This is a genomic window from Bradyrhizobium sp. USDA 4452, from assembly GCF_054063575.1.
Genome location: NZ_JBSSGK010000001.1, coordinates 5,167,869 through 5,188,283 on the forward strand (window position 1 = coordinate 5,167,869; position 20,415 = coordinate 5,188,283).

General features: G+C 58.1%; 16 protein-coding genes and 3 pseudogenes. 8 read left to right on the forward strand and 11 right to left on the reverse strand.

Annotated features, from left to right (window positions below; all coding sequences use genetic code 11):
- Nucleotides 1–36 precede the first annotated feature (36 nt).
- Both tnpB and tnpA read right to left on the reverse strand, forming a co-directional pair.
- A complete protein-coding gene (tnpB, locus tag ACVISU_RS24720; protein WP_456708621.1) occupies nucleotides 37–390 on the reverse strand; it encodes an IS66 family insertion sequence element accessory protein TnpB in 354 nt (117 codons plus the stop codon).
- On the reverse strand, nucleotides 387–758 hold the full coding sequence (gene tnpA, locus ACVISU_RS24725) for an IS66-like element accessory protein TnpA (RefSeq protein WP_456708622.1): 372 nt from the start codon (nucleotides 756–758) through the stop codon (nucleotides 387–389). Before tnpA ends, tnpB begins: the two co-directional genes overlap by 4 nt.
- Nucleotides 759–1,024: 266 nt before the next feature.
- On the opposite strand from tnpA, the pseudogene ACVISU_RS24730 reads away from it, so the two are divergent.
- Nucleotides 1,025–1,180: pseudogene (locus ACVISU_RS24730) on the forward strand (IS5/IS1182 family transposase); the annotation flags it as partial.
- A gap of 119 nt (nucleotides 1,181–1,299) precedes the next feature.
- Here the strand turns inward: ACVISU_RS24730 and ACVISU_RS24735 are convergent.
- From ACVISU_RS24735 to ACVISU_RS24760, 6 genes and pseudogenes are all read right to left on the reverse strand, one after another.
- On the reverse strand, nucleotides 1,300–3,261 hold the full coding sequence (locus ACVISU_RS24735) for a pentapeptide repeat-containing protein (protein ID WP_456708623.1): 1,962 nt from the start codon (nucleotides 3,259–3,261) through the stop codon (nucleotides 1,300–1,302).
- 14 nt (nucleotides 3,262–3,275) lie between these two features.
- Nucleotides 3,276–4,310 carry a hypothetical protein gene (locus ACVISU_RS24740; RefSeq protein WP_456708624.1) on the reverse strand — a complete coding sequence of 345 codons (1,035 nt, stop codon included), beginning with the start codon at nucleotides 4,308–4,310 and terminating at the stop codon, nucleotides 3,276–3,278.
- A 202-nt stretch (nucleotides 4,311–4,512) separates the two neighbouring features.
- Nucleotides 4,513–5,052 carry an esterase/lipase family protein gene (locus ACVISU_RS24745; RefSeq protein WP_456708625.1) on the reverse strand — a complete coding sequence of 180 codons (540 nt, stop codon included), beginning with the start codon at nucleotides 5,050–5,052 and terminating at the stop codon, nucleotides 4,513–4,515.
- 531 nt (nucleotides 5,053–5,583) lie between these two features.
- Nucleotides 5,584–6,917 (reverse strand): annotated as a pseudogene (locus tag ACVISU_RS24750) (IS5 family transposase).
- A 652-nt stretch (nucleotides 6,918–7,569) separates the two neighbouring features.
- Nucleotides 7,570–8,733: a hypothetical protein gene (locus tag ACVISU_RS24755; protein ID WP_456708626.1), complete on the reverse strand. Its 1,164-nt coding sequence runs from the start codon at nucleotides 8,731–8,733 to the stop codon at nucleotides 7,570–7,572.
- Between the two features lie 334 nt (nucleotides 8,734–9,067).
- On the reverse strand, nucleotides 9,068–9,472 hold the full coding sequence (locus ACVISU_RS24760; protein WP_456708627.1) for a hypothetical protein: 405 nt from the start codon (nucleotides 9,470–9,472) through the stop codon (nucleotides 9,068–9,070).
- Nucleotides 9,473–9,746: 274 nt separating this feature from the next.
- On the opposite strand from ACVISU_RS24760, the gene ACVISU_RS24765 reads away from it, so the two are divergent.
- From ACVISU_RS24765 to ACVISU_RS24785, 5 genes and pseudogenes are all read left to right on the forward strand, one after another.
- Complete coding sequence (locus tag ACVISU_RS24765) at nucleotides 9,747–11,309, forward strand: ISL3 family transposase (RefSeq protein ID WP_456708628.1); 1,563 nt, start codon at nucleotides 9,747–9,749, stop codon at nucleotides 11,307–11,309.
- Nucleotides 11,310–13,335: 2,026 nt separating this feature from the next.
- Nucleotides 13,336–13,566: a hypothetical protein gene (locus ACVISU_RS24770; RefSeq protein WP_456708629.1), complete on the forward strand. Its 231-nt coding sequence runs from the start codon at nucleotides 13,336–13,338 to the stop codon at nucleotides 13,564–13,566.
- Between the two features lie 92 nt (nucleotides 13,567–13,658).
- Nucleotides 13,659–13,807 (forward strand): annotated as a pseudogene (locus tag ACVISU_RS24775) (IS6 family transposase); the annotation flags it as partial.
- 1,343 nt (nucleotides 13,808–15,150) lie between these two features.
- The gene (locus tag ACVISU_RS24780; RefSeq protein WP_456708630.1) at nucleotides 15,151–15,699 is read left to right on the forward strand and encodes a phasin family protein; all 549 of its coding nucleotides are present in this window, start codon (nucleotides 15,151–15,153) and stop codon (nucleotides 15,697–15,699) included.
- A gap of 204 nt (nucleotides 15,700–15,903) precedes the next feature.
- Nucleotides 15,904–16,134: a hypothetical protein gene (locus ACVISU_RS24785; RefSeq protein WP_456708631.1), complete on the forward strand. Its 231-nt coding sequence runs from the start codon at nucleotides 15,904–15,906 to the stop codon at nucleotides 16,132–16,134.
- 297 nt (nucleotides 16,135–16,431) lie between these two features.
- Here ACVISU_RS24785 and ACVISU_RS24790 read toward each other — a convergent pair whose 3' ends face one another.
- Nucleotides 16,432–16,650: a hypothetical protein gene (locus tag ACVISU_RS24790; RefSeq protein ID WP_456708632.1), complete on the reverse strand. Its 219-nt coding sequence runs from the start codon at nucleotides 16,648–16,650 to the stop codon at nucleotides 16,432–16,434.
- Between the two features lie 930 nt (nucleotides 16,651–17,580).
- On the opposite strand from ACVISU_RS24790, the gene ACVISU_RS24795 reads away from it, so the two are divergent.
- Nucleotides 17,581–18,048, forward strand: coding sequence for a helix-turn-helix transcriptional regulator (locus ACVISU_RS24795; protein WP_456708633.1), 468 nt, complete (start codon nucleotides 17,581–17,583; stop codon nucleotides 18,046–18,048).
- A 381-nt stretch (nucleotides 18,049–18,429) separates the two neighbouring features.
- On the opposite strand, the gene ACVISU_RS24800 is transcribed toward ACVISU_RS24795, so the two are convergent.
- Nucleotides 18,430–18,747: a hypothetical protein gene (locus ACVISU_RS24800; protein ID WP_456708634.1), complete on the reverse strand. Its 318-nt coding sequence runs from the start codon at nucleotides 18,745–18,747 to the stop codon at nucleotides 18,430–18,432.
- Nucleotides 18,748–18,758: 11 nt separating this feature from the next.
- Nucleotides 18,759–18,971, reverse strand: a complete 213-nt coding sequence (locus ACVISU_RS24805) for a hypothetical protein (protein WP_456708635.1) — start codon at nucleotides 18,969–18,971, stop codon at nucleotides 18,759–18,761.
- 821 nt (nucleotides 18,972–19,792) lie between these two features.
- Here ACVISU_RS24805 and ACVISU_RS24810 point away from each other — a divergent pair.
- Nucleotides 19,793–19,996: a c-type cytochrome gene (locus ACVISU_RS24810; RefSeq protein ID WP_456708636.1), complete on the forward strand. Its 204-nt coding sequence runs from the start codon at nucleotides 19,793–19,795 to the stop codon at nucleotides 19,994–19,996.
- Nucleotides 19,997–20,415: the final 419 nt, after the last annotated feature.

The following is a 20,415-nucleotide window of genomic DNA, read 5'->3' on the forward strand; positions in this document are numbered from 1 at the left end:
TGCGAAGAGTGGCCGGATTCAATTGGTCGCAACGGCTCACGATGTCACTGTTGGCTGCGTAACGTCGTGGACATGCAGACGTGACCAGTCCAATCCGTCCATCAGCGCGGCGAGCTGCGAGGCGGAGAGCCGCATCACACCATCGCTGATCGGCGGCCAGCGGAACGCGCTATGTTCCAGACGTTTCCACAGCAGCACCAGTCCGGACCCGTCCCACGCCAAAATCTTCAAGCGGTCCGCTCGCTTCGAGCGAAAGACAAAAATCGTTCCCGAGAACGGATCATGGCGGAGCTGCTCGCGGACCAGCGCGGCGAGCCCGTCGGCACCCCTGCGGAAGTCGACCGGCCTCGTCGCGACCATGACCTTCACGCCCGCCGACGCCGCGATCATGTTGCCGTCCTCACGGCCCGCAGCACATCGCGCAACCACGCCGGGTCGACCCCGGCCGTAGCGCGAACCACCGCACCGCCAATCTCGATGCTGATCGTGGTCGAGCTCCGCGTTCCCTTTTCCGTGTCCGGTCCATCGCCACGCAGCTCTGTCACCACCGGAATGAAGAGGGGCGCCTCGTCGGCCGGCAGGCTGAGCACGCCACCACGCGCCGCTTTGCGCCACGCGAAAAGATGCTGCGGCGAAATACCGTGCCGGCGCGCCACCTCCGAGGCCACCGCGCCGGGCGCATAGGATTCCGCCACGATCCGCCCCTTGACCTCGTCGCTCCACCGGCGTCGACGTCCCGCATCGACCAGGATATCCACCCGGCCCCGTGGCTCCGAAGCGTCAACTATATGGTCAACCATGTATGCGAACCGTGCTGTATGTGACGGTTGCTATCTTGTCGGTCAGCTCGCACTGAACAAGGTGGGGACAAAGAACCGCTTACCGTCTTCTGGAAATACCCTGTCATACGATCGAGCAGATGCAGCTCGTGAATACGCTCTGCTGGGCGAAACACTACTCCGATGAATCGCTGCAGGTAACCCCGAGACTCTAACTGCCGCTGGATGAAAATTCAGGGGCGGGTCACCCGTACGACGGTCATACCTTGCGGGACGTCATTGACCGCACCGAGACACTCACCGGCTGTCCGATCGAGCGGGCCTATGTCGACAAGGGATACCGCGGCCACGACGCGCAAAATCCGCGTCGCGTCTTCATCTCAGGTCAAAAGCGTGGCGTCTAGTCCAGCTATGGCGCACGCTCGCCTCGCCGGCCACGCTCAATTCGGCTTCTTAACGGACGACCAAATGAGGGTCGAAATTAACACCGAGCGTCGAAGCGCTCATGCCTCCTGATATGCTAATGACACCATCCGCCCGTAGGTGGTAACTCTGATTTCGATTGTTGGTCGTCAAGTAAAGTTTGAAGCTCGCGTGAAAAGGTATTCCTGAGCAGATACAGTTCGTGACTGGGTGCATAATTGGCAGTTGCCGTGTTCAGGAGTTTCCGAGCCTCTTCATTGCGCCCAGACTTGGAGAGCGCAAGAGCGTAACGAAACATCGCGCCGGGATTTTGCCCGAACCTTGCCGCGTCCTGCAACAACGCCACTGATTCGTCGATCTTCCCCTTTTGCAATAGAATGTATCCCAGAGTGTCCTCCGTGTACGACTGGAGTTTCTGCGTGTGGAAATCGCTCAGCCCTTTCAGCTTGGCGATTCCTTCACGTGACTGCCTGGACGCCGCTTCGGCCCTATCGAGATCAAGACCGTAGATCGCATAAGTCCAGGCTATCCCGTCCTGCGCTTTCACGAATTCCAATGTTGTAGGGTCTTTGTTCGCTTCCAGCAGTTTCTCGAAGTGGTTCAACTCCCTCCTGAATGATGGGATATCTGAATTACTACCTCCGAATTGCTCAGTAAGCGCGTCGATTTGCTCGTGCGTCCACCCAGACGCGAGCCACCATGCAGTATTTTTGAAATTGGGGAGATTGTCATAACGAATTCCAGTAAATGAGGCCTCGTCAACGTCGGCGGCTGAGAAATCAACGCGACAAAGCTGCGCTAGATCGAACACTGTGCGACTAAGATTGCTTCTAGGAAACGAGGTATCCGATATCCTCGCGCCAGAGAAATTTGCATCTTCTAACGTCGCCTCGTCGAAATGACTGTCAGCGATTGCGCTTTCAGTGAACTGGGCAGCTGGAAGGCTCGATTTTCTCAGGTCGACGTTTGCTAACTCCGCTCTTTTGAAGTTCCAGTGCCGCCGGGTAACCAATCCTTTCAGGTCGATTGGCCTCGAGTTAGTAACCTTCAGTGACGTGTCCGATAAGTCGAGGTTGTCACGTCCCGTTCCTGCCAGCCATCGTATGGCGTCGACTCTGCTTTCGATTGGTTTGGTGTGAGACTTGGCTACCGCAATTTTCGTTGGTGTCTGCCAGGGGAGATACAATTCCCTATAGGCTAATAGGGTCGTAAGAGGCGCGATAAGGATGATCAGAGCAGCGGCGACTTGAGCCACACGCCGACGACTAGTGTGTGCGAGGCTCTTATCGATGAATTCCTTCTCAAGGTCACTTAAATCGCCGTATTGCTTAGCGGAATTCGCCAGCTTGGCGCCTAATAGCGCGCCCTTATCGTGTCCTGTGTGAATCCAAAAGAGCGCCGCTTCGCGAAACTTGATACGTTCGTCAATCCAGTCCCGAAGCCTTGACCAGTGGCGCATAAGCGCTTCGTACCGCAGTTCGACGAAGTTGCGCCCCTCAATGACCTTCGTAACGATCGCGCCGACGGTAAGGAGTTCCCCAATAATCTCGCTTCCGCACCTAGCTTCACCAGCCGAGTATAGGTTGGTCTTGACACGCGGCAACGACGAGACGGCACCTCCATCAGAGACGCGAAGAAGGTGGAGTAACATTCGTTTCATGACAGCTTGGTCGTTGGGGTCCTTCGCTAAAAAAATGGCATCACAGCTTTCGACTATAGAAAGTACGATAGTCGCATCGAAAGGGGTCAAAAGAGTATTGGCCCTACCCAGGTTCGGCGACGTCGCTCCATCATTGAACGATGAGGTGTAGGGCCTAGACGCCCAGTAGTTTATGAAGCCTTGCGCCATCTTGCGGTCGGCCGGCATATCTAGCACGGCACCGGTTTCAACTACTCGCATGATGAATTCAGCGGTGCGCTCCTCGGCTGTCTCGCGTTCGGTCTCCTTCCAGTTAATGGCGTCGATCGGAAGATTCGAGATTAGTTCGTCATTTGCTCGCCGAATTGCGTCGAGCGAGGAAAACGGCTCCGCCGCCGGAGTAACGAGCGCGCCTGTCATGGTGGCTCCGTGAGCTATGTAATAACCGTCAAAACCATAATTAGATTACCGGCAACACTGGCAATCTGCGCAGAGAGGTCTTTGAGATCCGTGTCAACTTGGACGAATCGCTCGAGGCAGTCCTGGTAAAATGCGTCAAACGCATTCTCTCCCGCAATTTTCTCTTCGTCGCTTGGCTGAACTGACGGAGTAGCCTCGATCCATTGTTCAATTAGCTGTTTGAGTTCATTTGCCCAACTTTCATTCGGATCTTGATCGCAGAGTCTTGTGAATCGTTCTTTGAACTCCGCCCAGTTTGACATTTTTGCCGATGGCTGATGCTTCGAGGATAATTTAGCGTGGTCGAGTTCATTGCTGAACCATTGCCATTCGTAGTGTTCGCCGACAAAAAGCGCGAGATGATGCTGCATCTCACAGACTGCCTGTGATCCAGCGTCGAGTTGGTGCAGCGCCTTATCGCCGGACTTTGCGAATGGCCGGAGTTTCTCCGCAATCACTTGCATACTCTCAGATAGCGGTGCGAGATGGAGGCTGGCCATACAGCTGGTGAGGGCCTGGTTAATGCGAGGCGCCTGGTTCAACAATTCGCCCAACCCAATGTTGGCAAGCTGATCGAAGTCAGTCTGAGCAGCGCAGGGTCTTGCGGCGCGTTGCATATGATCGGCGTAGGTTTCCAGCCTTTTTATCCAGGTTTGCTCTAGCCGCGCATTTGGGAGGTCGGCGATTTGTTTCCGAGCTTCTCGAGCAATGCCGTTTAGGACAGCCGCGTATTTGCCCAACGTGCCTGCAACTGCCCGGTCAACTTTTGACCGATCTAGAGCGTCCTCAATCGTATCGAGCACAAGTTGCAATTTGTGCAAGCTGTCGTGAAGCCCCTTATAGTGTTTGATCAACATGATCTGCGTGTTTGCGTTCTCGAAGGCGTCCCGAAAGCGACCTACGGTTTCGCGGATCACGGGCTCATTCGCGTTGGCGATCAGCACGTTTAGGGCGTCGTTCGTTGTCCGGACCATCTGCGCCGGATCAGCCTGAGGTTTAGGTAGAGCCATGATGAATTCGCGAAGCGCTTGATGTTGTAGCGCGACCGCATTTTCTGGCTTGGCGATTGAGGAATGGTTGGATCCGGCAATTTTGAGCGGATTTGGAAAATAATGAGCTGCCGATATTCGAGCGACGACCTTCGGAGCGAAAATAAACCGACCAACAATGAACTTGTCTTCAACTAGCTCGCGCCCATGTAGTTCGTCACCCTTAAAGTGGACCAGGGAGCGGAAATCGCCGTCTAAGCCGCATAGCCAGTTGTTTTGTTCCGAAAATCGAAGGGCATCGGCTTGGCTGTGCCCAAAGAAATTCCGCGATTGGCTGGAGCCAATTTGCCCATTCGGCCCCAAGCGACGGGGAAGCGACGAGGAAGAGGCCAAATGTCGTACGCGATCGCGGGGCACCTTTATCGAACTGGCGACGCACAAGATATCTTCGGGCGACGATACCACCCATGCTATGGCATACAAATATGATGCGTGGTGCGCCCTCAATCGCCGCGCCTCGCATCCACTCCCGGAGATCTGCAACAACGTCGTCGAGGTTGTAATCCGCGCTAAAGATGCCGGTCTCGTACGTGTATACAAAAACGCTCAGGTCACCGAGGGCGCTGTCTTGCATGAGGAGGTTGGGCCAATACGTGCCGTTTTCGTGGGTCCAGCATTTGTCGCCACCGGAAAGAACTCCATGAATAAATATGACGGCGCAATCGCCGGAGCCTCGCTTGAGGCTCATTAATCCGAGATCCATTCTAGCTCCCCAGCCAGTTGGTCAACAAATCTGTTCGAACTGCTATTCAGATGTGAGTCACAAATTCACCCGATCGCAGCCGATGGTGACGCAAACCCACCATTCGCGGTTCGTGCGCACGTAATGACGGGACCGCTGAACGGACTGGTGATTTTGGGGCAACCATATCTGAATCCAGAGGTCGCACAACTCCGGATGGAGGATTACTACTTTTTGGTGTGGGTGTCCGATTGCAGTGTTATGGTTATGAAGAAAGCGATGCACGTCCGTTAGGCGACCGCATGCGCGAACTCATCAGCGGCGTGGTCGTCAAGCATGGCCGCACGGTCCTCAGCGACCTTTGCGCAGCGTTCTTCGGCTGTCTGCTCGTGTTGCGATAGATGCCGTAGCCGAAGTGGGTCTGCGACGGCTTGTAGCGCACATGTATGGAACGGCCCGCGGGCGCAAGAACTTTCTCAGTCGACTTCACACATGGGAGCGGTGCGGTCATGTATACGGCGTCGTTCGTGAAGAACGTTTCTGAATACCGTTTTACGCAAGGTGTGGTTGCGATAGGCGGCGACAGAGGATCCATAGCAGGACGCGTAACAGTGCCGCGAACCAGTGGCGGAGCAGGCTGAAGTTGTAGCCGGCGGCGGCGAGAACGGCGTTGATGCGGTCGCCGTCGCGGCCCTTGAGATGATTGCGACGCATTCGGTGGTCGTCCTTGAGATGGCCGATCACAGGCTCGATGGCGGCACGCCGCCGCATCTCGCGGCGGATGGCTTTGGTAACGCGGCGAACCTGGCAGCTGATCCAGACCTTGAACCGGTCGGGATAGTTGTGGCCGCGATAGCCCTTGTCGCCGTGGATGCGGCGCGCTGCGACACCTGTGAGCTTTCGAGATCGGAGATGACGGGACCGAGCGTGTGGCCGTCATAGGGATTACCGTGCAGGGCCTTGACATGCAGCACGAACTGCCCGCCTTTGGGCGCGGTAGCAGGCGTGGCAATCGAGACTTTGCAGCCAAATTCATAGGGTGCCCGGGCCTTGCCTTTGCCGATGCACTCCACTTCAGGGCCGTGCAACGAGTAGACCTTGGGACCGCGCTGACGCGGCTCTTGATGGCGAACCCGGTGGGCGAGATCGAGCAGCGGACCAAAGCGGTCCTCAAGCGCGGGGGCGCCCTCGATCTTGCGTCTGATGTCACGGATGATGCGGCCAAGCCGGGTGCGCAGGAATTTGAGTTCTCGACGGGCGCGCTTGAACTGGTGGGCATGCGTGTAGCGCCCCACCATGATGGCGGCGCGCTTGGCCACGCGCAGATAGTTCTGGCGCAGTTCGATGCCCTCGCGTTTGGCCAAATCGACCAGCTTCTCGATCGCCCGGTGCATGAGCCGGGCATCGCTCGGATGCGCGATCGCCTTCTCCTGGACGGTGGTGTCCACAACGACCCGCTCGAGATCTTTGGTCTCGATCGCCCCAGCTCGATGCGCCACCGAGAGGCTTTCTTGCAGCAGCGCGGTGATCTGCTCCTCGCCCAGCCGCTGGCGCCAGCGGGTCAGCGACGAGCGATCGAACGGCAGGTCGTGCCGGAACACCACTTCGCCGCAGAAATACTGAAAATACGGGTTCTCGACCCACCTGTCGCACAGCGCCTCGTCAGAGAGATTGTGCATGTGCTTGAGGATGAACAGTCCGGCTACCAATCGTGTCGGCAACGGCGGCTGCCCCGGCCCGAGGCGACAGACCGAACTGAAGCGTCCCGCCAGGAAGTCCCAATCGATCTCCGCCGCCAGACGCACCAGCGGATGGCGAAGGTTGATGATCTTCTCCAGAGATGGACGAAACAGATCGTCCTGACGATCGTCACGAGGCTGGCTCACGGGCTTTCCTCCGACAGCGAATCTGCCGTCAAGGGAATCACGAAGCGCCGAAATCCGGAATTCCAAAACGCATGAAAACCAAGACCTACCCTCGGCTTTCTTGCAAAATCGAATACTTGCTCACGTCAAATCACAGCGACAAATCAATCGCTTCCGAATTCTTCACGGGCAACCAACTACTTAGCAACAAATAAGCACCGTTGAGCGCCTTCGTCTCCACGTCGCCATGATATGCGCTTTGTGGCGGCAGGTCCGCTTGTCAAACCCGAAGCCCTCAAGGGAGAGATTGCGGTAGGCAGCCAGCCCCCTCCAACGCGCCGTCCTGCGGACGGTCTCTCCCCTGGCATGCGAACTGGTTGCCTTATGCGGAGGACAACTCACCGATGCGCGTCCCCGCTGGCGCGCGGGGATTCAGCCCAAGGTCCGGGACGAGTATAAAGTTGCCGCCTAGCGGATTGTCTATGGTCGGCACCACACTCCCGGGTTCCACGCAGATCGCGTAGATCTGACCGTGGATTCTTACATTTTTACTCTCGAGCGGTGTCCTCGGCAGGTCGCCCCTTCTGTTCAGGGCGCCGATCAAGAAAGGCGGTGGCGGTTGGCGGCCGTGCTCCCAGCCCAAGCCGACGAGATGTCCGAACTCCTCCAAGGATCAATCCACAAAACTCGAGGCGGCCTCGGCAGACGACGATGGCCGCGCGACGTTTAGCGGCGGTGCATTCAAATCCGGGGGCGACGGCAGTACACTACCTTCATGCAGCAGTGCAGATGGACCCGGACTGCTGCTGGCATTTGGCACCATCTCGACGGGCGGCGGCGCCTCGGGATCACTCGCGGCCCTACTGACGCCGTTGCCGCGACTAGCGTCTTCGGCTTGCCACATCACCTCGCGAAAATGCGTTGTGGCCGCAAGCACTGGTCCAATCCGCGGATCCTGCAACTCACGAGGCAGGACCTTAGAGAATTCTCCAACAAATTGGCGGCCAACGGCGCGTTGTGTCACCCGATCGATTGTATCAATGACACTGCGATTTGACGGCGGATATCCCTCTGCCGAGGTCCCCTCGGCAAGACGACCACGCCAAATCTCCACGGGCCTATCCGGTTCAGCAAGACGAGCAGCTCCGGACGTAATGGCAGCATCGACGGCCTCGGCCGCAGCGGAAATTGCTGGCCAACGTAGATCGAAGTCCCTACCCTGGTCGATACCTCTGGATACCGTCTGCTGTGCTGCGGAGTTGAAGCTATACGCTATGGAACTGGCGGCCCATCCCGGCCAGTTCAGCAAGGCATCGTGCGACACGAGCTGAAAGGCGGAAGCCACGAAGTGTGCGACCTCACGGGTGTAGCAGTAAGCTGTGTTGGCATTGGACCGAACCACGGCTTCGTAGGCATGGACTTTGTTGTTCGATGAGCTTTGAAGGTACGAAAGAGCACGTATGCCGGTGTGCGCGGCGAAGTCGAACGCTACAAAAGCCGTCGCGAGGCTAAGCAGGAGGCGGGTCATCTGGCTTGCGGGCACGTCAGGCGTTCCCGCCATCGCGAAGGCCGCAGATTGCGCCGACCGCTCACCGCGAAATCCTCTCCAATAAGCCTCTGGATTGTCACTCGCCCGCCAAGTGTGCACACCCACTCTTGCGCCCGCGATCAGCTCCATCACGATGTTGACTGCAGCATGCGCAGCCATCGACCTATCGCTGACCTCCTCTGGATTTTGCGGATGACCGGAAAATGCATGCACCGCCGCCTCACCGAGGCGACCAACAAAGGTCTCTAGCGCACTCAGTATTGCGCTCGCGCCCAATAGCGCGACCATCCATCTCCACCATCGGGCGCCACCCGCAGGGAGAGCGTCTTGACGCTCCGTCGGTGCGTCCGCATCAGGTGACTGCGATAAGCTGTCCTGGAGTAGCGGCGCCACATGCTCTTCAGCAGGCGCCTCTCCAGAGTGCAATGTCCCCGCACTGACGGTTTGACCGGCCCTCAACAGTTGTTCAGATATGCTTTCGTGATCTCGTCGCCGATCATCGGTCAGCGTAGGGGGCCCGCTGGGGTCGCCTCGATCCCAAACGCCCACGGCGATTGAGTCGCCAGCGGGCCGACGCGGAGTCCCAGCGATCGCGCGCCGTCCGCCACATTTGAAATGCCCGTCATCGTGCAGCGCTCCGCCTGTCCCGCCAAGCTTTGGCCTGCAGAGCCAGCGCGTTAAGCAACGGCGCGAACGATGGTGGGTCGATCTGCACAAACTCGAACTTCTGACCCAAAACAAGGTGTTGACTCGCCGGATTGACGAAGAACAGCGGCGCGCCAAGCAGGAAATTCGAGAGATTTCGGGATAATGCCAGTCCAATCAGGTCATGATCGGACGCCGTCGAAGGCAAGCCTGCGTCGAGCAGCACGGCGGCGATGTCATGCTGGTCTCCGCATGGATGAACGAACGTGCAGATGGTGTCGTGCACAACCAGCGTTCGATCTCGCGCGAAGTCACCAACGTCGTCGTCTAGACCCATTGCATTAGCACAGTCGCCGAGCCACTGAGAGAACGTGCGGGTCATAACGATTATCCATGGGTCTGATTCACTTTAATCACTGCATGTCTCAGGCCTGTGACGTTCCAACTGCATCGCCATCACCGACCCGTCGACAACCTGAACAGCAGCGACGCTGTCGGTCGGTAGGCCGGTGATCAAGGGCGATCTTTTCAATGCAATCCCCTGTATAGCGCGACAATCAGGGGTTCTTCCGCATATTTGGTGCAGGGTGCGGGATTCACGGACAGTTCGAATAAGGGCATAAGGTCGGAATCGCAGTCGACGCTCGTGATTCGCCTTGCTCCATGCCTTCTGCTCGCTGATTTGCCCCGAGCTTTTGATTGTCCAGATTCTTCCCCAGACCGACAGGGTGGTGCTCGTTGCTCGGCCGAAGTCAGCGGTCTCACTCTGTCCCTGTTGCGGCTACCAGACGGATCGCATCCACAGCCACTACGCGCGACGCCTAGCCGATCTGCCGTGGCAGGGGCGGGTTGTCGAAATCCGGCTTCACGCGCGACGGTTTCGATGCGCGAATCCGCAATGCCCGCGTCGGATATTCACCGAGCGGCTACCGGAAACGGTGCGACCGAAAGCAAGACGCACAACCCGCCTCGGCGAGAGCCAGCTGGCGATCGGCTTTGCGGTCGGCGGTGAGCCCGGCTCGCGCCTGTCGCGCAAACTGGCTATGCCAGTCAGTGGCGACACCTTGCTCCGAATGATTCACTCGGCTCCCTTGCCGGATTTCGTTGCCCCGACCGTGGTCGGCATCGACGATTGGGCTTGGCGTCGTGGCCAGCGATATGGAACGATCATCTGCGATCTGGAGCGCAATTGCGTGCTTGACCTGCTTCCCGATCGTAACGCCGACAGTGTTGCGCGCTGGCTGAAGCGCTGGCCCGGAATCAAGGTCGTCGCCCGCGATCGTGCGGGACTTTATGCTGATGGCACACGCTGCGGCGCGCCCGACGCAGTGCAGGTGGCCGATCGCTGGCACTTGCTCAACAGTTTGGGGGACGCCCTGCGCCACGCGGTCGGCCGCCATCGTCACAACGTAGCCGCCGCCGTGCAAATCATGGCGTCCGCGCAAAGACCGAAGACCGGCAGTTCCACGGCGCCGCCCGGCCTTGCACAGTTGCGGGCGGATCGAAAGGCTGCGCGACGCGAACGCTGGGATGAAATCTGTCGCCTCCGCGCGCAAGGTTGTCCGACATCCGGCATCGGCAAACTGCTCGGTGTCGACAGGCGCACTGTCCAGCGCTGGCTCGCCGCCGGCGGCGAACCGGAGCATTCGCGTCCTTACAGACCTTCACATCTTATCGGTCCCTTCGAGGCGTGGCTCGAAGCGCGGTGGGCCTCCGGCTGCCAGGTGGGCCAGCAGCTTTGGCGAGAGCTTGTGACCGTCGCGCGATGGGCCGCTGACAGGCGTGCACGTGCGGACGCGGGCGGAACAACACAACGACACCTGACCTGGAAAGCTCCCACGCGTCGTCGCTGTGCTTGGTACTTGAGCCAGGATCCGGATCAGATCGATGCTGAAGCCAGGCTGTTCCTCGGCCATCTGTTCGCGCAAGCTCCCGAACTCGCCACGGCGGCCGATCTAGCAAAGCGGTTTGTGTCCCTTCTCAATGGTAGCGACATCGCCGAGCTCGATAAATGGATCACACAAGCAGCCAACAGCGAGCTCAAGAGCTTCGCCAACGGCATCGCGCGCGACATCGATGCGGTCCGCGCGGCAATAACTACCCCCTGGACAACCAGTCCGGTCGAAGGCCAGATCAGCAGGATCAAAGCCATCAAACGACAAATGTATGGCCGGGCAAGCTACCCGCTATTGCGTCGACGCGTCCTTCTGGCTGCCTGAGAACGACCGCAAACCTATCCAACCCCAGTCGCTCAAGCTGCACCAAATATGCGGAAGAACCCTTGATTGTCGCTGAAGTCTCACCCTGATCGCCGCCGCGCACCCCTGGCCGCGCGGCGCGCGCCGCAGCGGCAGGTCATGCTGGTCGTTGTGCGAGGATGAAGCTCACTCCCAATGTGCGGCAACCGAAAACTCGTCGGCTCGCTTCCGTGAGGGCCGCACGAATGTGCCGTGTCATCATCGGTGGAGCGCGCCGGCTAAGAGAGCCACGTAACTGAAATGGATGAAATCAATGTCATGGCTATACAAAATTGATGATGTGGGTGTTACGGCAACGTGAGGAAGTTCTGAAATGCGTTCATTCCCAACTCCAACTTCCCTTATTGCCGCTAGATTTGCAATCTCAATGCCAAGATGCGGCAATTTGCGTCCACTACGAACCTTGGTAGTTGATCTGGATCAAAGACGCATGTCACTGACTGGTCGATGAAAGTCGGATCAATCAAACCTCACCTGCAGGTGTTCGGCATGAACATCAAGTCTAGCTAGTCGTCGGTACCGTCGGCGGGAACATACTCGATGTCGTCCGGGGTGGTGGGCTCCGGCGCTTCTGGGAACGGCGACTTTACGGCGAGCCGACGCTGCAAATATGAAACCGTCGATGGCGCCAAATGCTCGCCGAGGTCGGGATTAATAAGAACAACCTTCCCGCCGCTTGGTCCCTCAATTTCGAGCGATTCGTAAGGCCGACCACTTTGCGCGTGTGTCCGCACCTTGATGTCCCTCTTGCAGCCAGCCTCCTTGGCCCATTCTAGAAATCGTTCTAGAGGGGGATGGCCACCAAACGGGGACGGCAAGATTGTGCCGCCTGAGCAAGAGCGATTTCAACCTTCAGGTGCTGGAGTACGGGCACGTGAAGGTGCTGCAAGGTAACCGTGCGACGGCCGTATATGCCCTCATCGGTCAGGTGTTTTGTGAACATCGGCATCGGTCTGCTGCGAGACGCCGAGCAGCGTCTGACCGTTGACAGCGCCATGCGTCGCGGTGCTGACCCGCATCAATAAGTTGGTGCTTTTTTTATCTGCTCGGCGCTGGCTTTTACGTTTGAGCCAGTGAGGTGACCGAACTTGTCACCCGCCCGTCTGGAAGAGAGGGCGCGGGCAAGCCCAGGGTTTGGTACGAGAGTGAGCAACGCCTCTTCCGACCCTGCATGCTGGCCAGCATGCAGTAGAGCCGCCGACGCCATATTGAACCAGATTGAACCAGCTTTTTCCGGTCCCGGTCGTTGCAGGCCGCTGCGGGATGGCTGCCGATTGGGGTCGCGGAAAGGTATACTCTGACGATTCGTTCAACCCAGTAGGAGAATGCCAGATGGCCAAAAAGCCACCGTCTACCTCGCCCTCCAAGACCGTACACCCAATCACTTCATCGAAGATCAAGCACCTTGCAGGCGTTGCGACGGCCACGCCGAGCAAGCTATCGAACAAGCAAACCCAGGAACTCGGAGCATCCGTGCTGCGACACATTGAGCCGAGAGGCGGTAAGGTGAAGTAACAGTATAAGCCCTTTTTCATTTGAGCATTAGCTGGGCCGCGCGGGCCATGTCCGCTCGGTCTACCGCTTTCGGTAGGTTGCAACCCTCGGCGGGGGTGTGCAACCTGCCGGGACGTTGATCCCCGCGGAGAGGCGTACCCCCATGAAGCGAATGTCGGCCCGTGAAGCGATCATCGCTGTCTCCCTCTTGGTCGTCTTCGCGCTTGCGATTTGGTTTGGCCCTATGCCGTGAGGCCGAGCACGCGGCGATCGGCCTCGATGGCCACACTTCGACCGTCAACGAAAAATAACCGGCAGGCTTGGATGTATGGTTTGCCGGGTGTCTGAGTCGGCCGCTGTGCCTGCCACTCAGGCGGCTTCACACTCTTGCGGGAGCGGGCGCTCCACCGCGACCGGATCACGGTCGATAATCGTCAAATAGGCGCGCTCGGTCTGGTCAGGAGCATATTGCCCTTGCTGCCGATCTCGCAGGATGGCCAGCTTTACAGAGAAGCGCAGGGCAAATCCCTCCTGCGTCAGTCCGACCTTCTTCCGAATCCTGGCGCATCTGCAGGACATGGTCCCTGCCTACATGTCCGGGCGCGAAGATCTTGCCGAGATCGCCGAGTACATCGCGAAGAAGCGGGAAAAGGTGAACGAGACGGAATCCTGCGCAGCGCGTAGGGCGCTTGCCAGCGCGCTACTTTTGGTGGCATTTTTTTGAGTCGAGGTTGTGCGGGATTAGAGTCCGATATAATTGCGTCAGAGAGCCAGGGAATGCGTTCCCCGACAAAGTGTCGCCGCGTGGCATTGGAGGTGAGCTATGAACCCACGCGCCGCTGGGGACGGAAATTCGGCAACGTGCTCTCTGACCGCATCCGGCCAACGCGCTCTCGATCGCGGGCGGACAACATTGGCTCTGGCGCGCTGTCAATCACAATGGCTTCGTTCTCGACGTCTTAGTTCACCCGATACTTCTTCTCGATATAAGCTCAAGCACATCTCAATCTGTGACGAACTGCGCCAAAGTATCCGCCCGCTCAGCGCTCAGCACCGCCGTCGAATCGACCTTGTCTTTTCGACCGCAGCAACTGATCAGGGAGCTTTGGCCTCCACAAAGACCACTATTGCTATTTCTGGACGAGCAAACGGTGTGCCAACGAAGATTGCGCAGTGAATGCTCAATGGCGATAGAAAAGGTGTGCCTCGCTGGTGCGAGCTTCGATCGCGTCGGCCTTGCGGCAACGGCGCCGACTGAAACAGTGTCGATGACGGCGCCAAAGGGATCTCATCCATGTCTGAGCTGCAGCGAAAGATTCGCTTGCACGGGTCGATGATTGCGGAGAGGACAAGGTCAACATGACGCCGCTGCGGACAGGCCTGAGTGCAAGGATCGAAACCTGAGTAAGTCGCAAAGCAGACAAAGCCAACACAAACACGGTACGAACTGTCGACTATTGCCTGGCACGAAGAATGCAGACCCTCGACGTGCCGAGGGCACCCTCCCTCAGGCATGGCTACCATCGCAAGTTGAGGCCGTGGCTGGCCAGTGAGGTTAGTGGCGCGTGACATAAGCCAGGGACGGCGTCTGCTCGGCCGATACCGACGGGCGTCTTGTCACGTCGCTGCTAACTTTCAATGCTGCGGAACAGCGTGTTTGTAATCCGCGTAGCATTGGTGCCTCACAGAGAGAACAGAGGATCGGGGCGGCAGGTGAAAAATGGCAAGAATGAAAAATGGCAAGAAAACGCGTGCTGTGGCTCTGTCTCGGCCTCTTGCTGGTCTGTGTGGCTGACTCGGCCCTCACAAGCAACGGTGTTCGCGCCAACGACAATCCCCTCATCCATAAAGTCAAATCGATTTGGCGAGCGCAGAACGGACAGACCGTCGAACGAATTATCTCGAAGCTCTCGAAAGTAGCGCACTTGGTCCCCCAAACCTGGGCATTGCTGGAGGAGGATGCTTGACACCTTGCCCTCTCGAAAAAGCAGGTGGATCGAAGTCGGGAGGTCTTGGAGAGGACTGGCCGATGCCAACCTTACTCCCAGTGCTCTCAGGGATAGGAACTTCTCGCAGATCGCAGTGGGAGCAAACCCCGGTTGATAATTGCTGTGGGACGACCGAGTGATTTCGGCAATGCGCGGGCGAGGGAGCGAGATGTCCAATGAGGACAGGCGTACTATGACGCGCCGCTTTCGGAGCCGGCCGAGCGGCAGCGTAGAAGAGGTCCGCTAAAATGTAGCAAATCGCCGCACAAGGAGCCGATCGGAATCATGATGCCAGCGTGAGCATGGCGGAGGTTTGCAACTTGATTGATATCAAACCACGGAGTGATTTAGCAATGAGTCCAGACCAGAGCGAGACACCACGAAAATCCGGCAAGGGCAACCCGAACGCGGATCGGCAGAGCGACGAAACTGCACAGCAGAGGCGGCAATCGGGTCAACAAGAGGGCCCGCCGCCAGATCAATTGCAGCACACGCCGAAGGAGATCGGCGCGCAGTTCGCGTCAACTGACACCTCTTCGACTGACACCTCTTCGAACGGCCGGATCGTATCAGCGGAAACAGTGCCGGTCAGCTATCAAGAAATCGCAAAAACCTATGCTGACTATGTCAAAAAATCCTTCGAACACACCAAGTCGTTTTTCGAGAAGTTGGCGGGCGCGCGATCGCTTTACGAAGCTCTTGAGCTTCAAACCGATTTCCTGAACCAGACTCATGAAACTCTCATTGTTGGCTCTCAGAAGATCCATAGGCTCCACGGGGAATTGGCCAAGCAGACGATAATGCGTTTGCAGGGGTTAGGGCCCAAGACAAACCTGCCACACTCTACAGACGTGCGACCGAGGCAGTAATCCTGCGAAACAGCGAGTAACGCAAATCGCGGTTCCGACGATCGTGGCCGGCTTGCGCCGGAAGTCGTACCTTCGCGGCGGATGATCCTGGAAGGACCGGGAGTTTCCGTCAAGCTCAGCGCGCCTCTGCGTTCCGGAGGAAGGCGTTGGAGAGGGTGTCATTCGCTTTGCGGCCGCAAGCAGCCTCCTGTCATCGAGAAACCGATGGAAACCCGTTTCGAGCTGGACGTCATCGTGCGTCAATTGCGCGAACGAGCCAATGAGGTCTCTGCTCAGTTACTATTCGACATTCGCTACGTGCTGCAGATAAAGCCGCGGTTTGGTCCTAAAGTCGAGGATTACCTCAAAGTCAGAGGCAGTCCGGCATCCAAATGCTGCAGATATCCAGGGTTCGCTTTGGAATTCGCCAAAGTTGCTGAAGCCCAGCTTCGCTAGGGCGACGTTGTCGTCCGGGCCATGCACCTATGCAAGCCAGTAGTTGTTGGGACTCGGATTGCCGTGTCAGGCTGTCGAACGCAGCGGGCCGAATTGTGCAGGTTGGTCGTGTCGCCGGAGTGCACGCTCCGTCCTCGTGTCTGGAGCTGTGTAGTGCGCGGCGACCTACCGTACCTAGGCTGCGTGATTTTCATGGGCCTAGTCTCCATCGGCATCATAGTAGTCGTAATACTTATGGAATGAGGTGAAGACAGCGCCTACTTCGCGTTCCCGGAGCGCAGCAAGATGGACGGTTGGTTAGTGACTGCTGCTGTCTTCAAGGAAGATGGCGACGACGAAGAATTCAGACACGTAGTATACGTGGTTGTCGTCGCTGACCCGGCGGAAGCGGTGAGGATGACGATAGCCGACTGCGGCGCAAGGGCCGGAATGCTTAACTGTCCGCTTCAAAAAGAGCAGTTGCAAAAGCTCGGTTTGGAGCCCGGCGAACTGATCGCGATACACGATGGCAACCATCCAATCCCTGCGCCCTCTCGGCATCATTAGCCACGTCTGGTTTCGTTCAAACGGTGTCGGGTTGACTGCGTGCATGTCTGAAAGTCGCACGAGAAGTGCACCGGGGTTGCGCCGTTTACCCTCCGGTCGTCTGGCACGCGCGTTGCTGAGCAGTCTATAGCTTGGTCGCTTAATGATTGACCCTCGTGAGGGCCAGGTCTGTTTGAGGTGCGACGGCGTGCGGGCGGTCATCAGCAGTCGCCCGCACGCTTTTCCGTCGCGTCGGCCTCACTGTGCTCTGTCGATACCGCGCCGTTTGGCTCTACTTCTGCACGGTGCCGTGGCATGCGAGTTGTTGAGAGGCTTATCGGTTTGGCTGTTTATCTTCACGCAACACGGACCAAGCTTGACGTAGCAAACTCCGCGCGGGCGGTCTCCAGATGCCCGCGCGTTTTTCGGAGTCAGGCCGCGCCGCCGGCCACAGGGGAGCTGTGGAGATTGTTCCGTGACCCGTGATGAGGCCTTGGAGAACGCGATAGAGGCGCTGAAGGGATGGTCCGAAGGAAAGGCCGATACGAGCGTCGTACTTGCCGCGATTGCGGAGCTTATGGCGACCAGGCCGCCACCAAGACCGCCTTCAAAACCGGAGCTCTCTTCATAAGGAATGTGTTGCAATGGACAGGCTTGAATTTATACCGGCTTTCGAGGCAGCTATTCGCTATGCCGACCCTGAGCCGCACTTCGGGAGATCGTCCGCCAGCGAGGAGGCTCCGATGAGTTCGCGAAGACGAGCACAGAGCTTGTACGCAAACATCCGCTTACACTCTTAAGGTTGATCAAGATCATCTGCGACGCGGCGCATGAGGAGCATCGTTCATGAGAGGGCTCGCCGATGAAGTGCAAGCGCCACAATCGCGCTTTGTTCGTTGATGGCCAGGGTGGCTGCGAGCGATGACAGATAGCACTGAAAACATGACCCCGGACGTTGGACCGCCTTCGATTGACCCGCCCGGTATTTACATGACGGCGGTTCAATTGGCGGCGTACTTCAAGATTACACCTGCAACGATCGTCCGTTGGGCGGAACAGCCCGACTTTCCATGCGCGAGCACTTCCGCCGGGGAGGCAGCTTGGCTTGTGACAGACGTGAAAGAATGGAACCGCCAGCGTAAACGCGCATACCGCGCCGCGCTGCGAGCCCAAGAGAAGGCGGTCGAGACGGCCGTGGAGAGAGCTCGTCACCGCCAGCGCTTAATCGCCGCGTTTGCTCGCACATGTCCGCCGCAGGTCGAGCGATCGGCTGTTCCGCTGTCGGGCGCGCCTCTCTCGCGCAAGATGATCGTCCAGGCGGATGGCTCGCTCGCCCCTGCGCCCAGTGAACAGCATGACCAGCGCACGACGCCCAAAAATGGCCGCTGATCGGACCAGATCTATGGCTATAGAGAGCGCACTCAGTTAATCGGACGCGCCACAGATCCACGGCCCAACGCCGCCCGCTTGAAATACATGCGGACGGCGTTGGCTCTAGCCCCAGGAGGGTGCGCAAAATCCTGACCTGGACAAAGTATGGAGGAGCGGGCACGCCTTCGCCATCCGTATGACTCCGGTACTCCCCAATGAGTAGGGAGAACTGTGCCGCAAAGTCTAGGGGCGCGGGCGACTAAGTTACTCCGGCCTCAGCGCGTACCGGGGCGACCCGGACAATGGTAACCGAGTCGAGTACGGTAATTGATGGAGCCGGCGCGGAGATCGCCCGCATGTTGTTGGTGGCGTGAAGCTCCATGGCTAAGCGTTCGGCGTTTAGGACTTTAGGCGCCGATTCAGCGCTTCAGCCAAGCGTCGTTCGAAATCAGCCTTACGCTCTGCAATGGGGCGATCGAAAAAGTTGTCACGGACAACAATTCCGCGAGCCTCGTCTGCGTCGATATGATCGATGTTGCAGTCCTTGAACGTGCAGCCGGTGAAGGCAAGTTGTTCGGCGCTGCTATCGAGCACGATGGTGCATTTCACGAAGGTGCAGCCATCAAAGCGGGCAAAATGAACCTGGCCGCGGAAATCAAATATCTCGGCGTTAAAGGTATCATTCCAGAATACGCGTTCTTCGTGGATATCGGTCACTGTTTCGCCTTTTAGCCCTCCGTGCCGCTGAGTTGCCTTCCGTCGATCCCTTCGACACGCACCGTCAAATACCTTGAACCGACCGCGAAGCTGTGGGCCAGCTTGACGCTCCCGAACTCCTCGGCAAGGGTGAGGTTCGCGACCGCTTCAAACTGTTCGGCAGCGAGATTGCGGCCGCGATTCCCGTTCAATTCGCTGAGCAGGTCTTTACGGTCACGCCTCATGCTTCTTTAGCCCGTCAGTCATTGCTCGTGCGCTTCGACGGCCTGGTTTGCACGTCGTTCTCACCGGAAGATTGTCGATCAGTGAGCGGCGCCTTGAAGCGTTTTGGTCGATCCTGCGCCATTCCAGATCGACATCGGGACGATCTCTCGGAACCAATGTGGCAGTGAGGCTCCGCAATTGCGATGCCGCACGCCTGTATGCCTCCGACAAATCCAGGGCGACGCGATGATCGTTTTCCGAATGCAGTTGCTTCCCACAAGACTTGGTAGGTTGACGTTTGTTGGATAGCGCCCTTTGATAACCAATGATCCGATGGCCTGCAGGCCGAAAGGCAAGCCCAGGTTTGCCGGAAAAGGCGCGGATTTCGGCGAAAGTTGCCTCGGGCTGTTGCGACAATGGAAGCGGTAGGACACACGATGCTCCGCACTCTCTTTCTGATCGCCTTAACGTCTGTCGTCACGACAAGATCGGACGCTCAAGGCACTGACGCCAATCCCATCTATCTTGACCAGGGTCTGGATTGGATCGCGGCAGCGAGAGCTGACTTCTATTCGCGCGATCAGGGCTCGCGTTTGATTACGTTGTCTTGGATGCAGGCGCTGAAGCAAAGGAACGGACATTCCCGTCGCGACCGCCCCCCTCAAGGAGAACGATGAGATTCTTAACATTCTTGCGACCACGGTCATTGGTTCGATCGCGGAACACCTGTTGGCCGGCGGCGCCCCTTCAACCAATGCCCGGGTGGCAGCGGCGCCAGATCCGGGATCGTCGGACACACCGGAGTCTCTGGGGCTGGTGCGGCTACCGCCAACGCTGAGATTTGCTAACGGCTTTCGATACTGTCAGCACCTCGGAAGCAATCAAAAAGGCCAGGCGTCAGGGAGCAGAACGAGCATCTCACACTCGGCTCCCTCCATGGGGCGCCTACGAGGCGCGTGTTCTACAGGGTATTTGGGCCGCCGCTCCTTATCTTCATAACGGCTCGGTCCCTACGCTGGCGGAATTGCTCAAGCCGTCAGGGTAGCGCAAGTCGCAGTTTCGCGTCGGACGGAAGTACGACATTGAAAACGTTGGTCTTGCTGCCACCCAGGCGCCGCTGAGCGACACTCTATCCGTGACGGACTGCAGCAATATCAACTCTGGAAACAGCCTATGTGGCCACGAGTACGGGACAAGTCTGAGCGATCAGGACAAAAAGGCGTTACTTGAATATCTCAAGACACTGTGACGCGCCTAGGCGCGACTCTTTGACCGGCTTCCAACATGCTGCCGGTCCCAGTATCGTTTGCGCAAAAGACCCTCATTCGCCGAGTTCTCGCTGCCGGCGCGAGCATTGGAATGGACATCTGATCCAGCGCAGCTGCTCAAGGCCGCACAAGTGATGGCCCCACCAACGCTTGTCCTTCTGCCGACGCGTCGCGTGTGTGTAAGAAAAGAGGTTCC

Coding starts and splice junctions, on each gene's coding strand:
- ACVISU_RS24760 (WP_456708627.1), bottom strand. CDS start 9,472: ATGACCCGCACGTTCTCTCAGTGGCTCGGCGACTGTGCTAATGCAATG.
- ACVISU_RS24785 (WP_456708631.1), top strand. CDS start 15,904: ATGGAAACCCGTTTCGAGCTGGACGTCATCGTGCGTCAATTGCGCGAA.
- ACVISU_RS24795 (WP_456708633.1), top strand. CDS start 17,581: ATGACAGATAGCACTGAAAACATGACCCCGGACGTTGGACCGCCTTCG.
- ACVISU_RS24805 (WP_456708635.1), bottom strand. CDS start 18,971: ATGAGGCGTGACCGTAAAGACCTGCTCAGCGAATTGAACGGGAATCGC.
- ACVISU_RS24745 (WP_456708625.1), bottom strand. CDS start 5,052: ATGGATCTCGGATTAATGAGCCTCAAGCGAGGCTCCGGCGATTGCGCC.
- ACVISU_RS24790 (WP_456708632.1), bottom strand. CDS start 16,650: ATGGTTGCCATCGTGTATCGCGATCAGTTCGCCGGGCTCCAAACCGAG.
- ACVISU_RS24740 (WP_456708624.1), bottom strand. CDS start 4,310: ATGGCTCTACCTAAACCTCAGGCTGATCCGGCGCAGATGGTCCGGACA.
- tnpB (WP_456708621.1), bottom strand. CDS start 390: ATGATCGCGGCGTCGGCGGGCGTGAAGGTCATGGTCGCGACGAGGCCG.
- ACVISU_RS24735 (WP_456708623.1), bottom strand. CDS start 3,261: ATGACAGGCGCGCTCGTTACTCCGGCGGCGGAGCCGTTTTCCTCGCTC.
- ACVISU_RS24770 (WP_456708629.1), top strand. CDS start 13,336: ATGGCCAGCTTTACAGAGAAGCGCAGGGCAAATCCCTCCTGCGTCAGT.
- ACVISU_RS24755 (WP_456708626.1), bottom strand. CDS start 8,733: ATGGTCGCGCTATTGGGCGCGAGCGCAATACTGAGTGCGCTAGAGACC.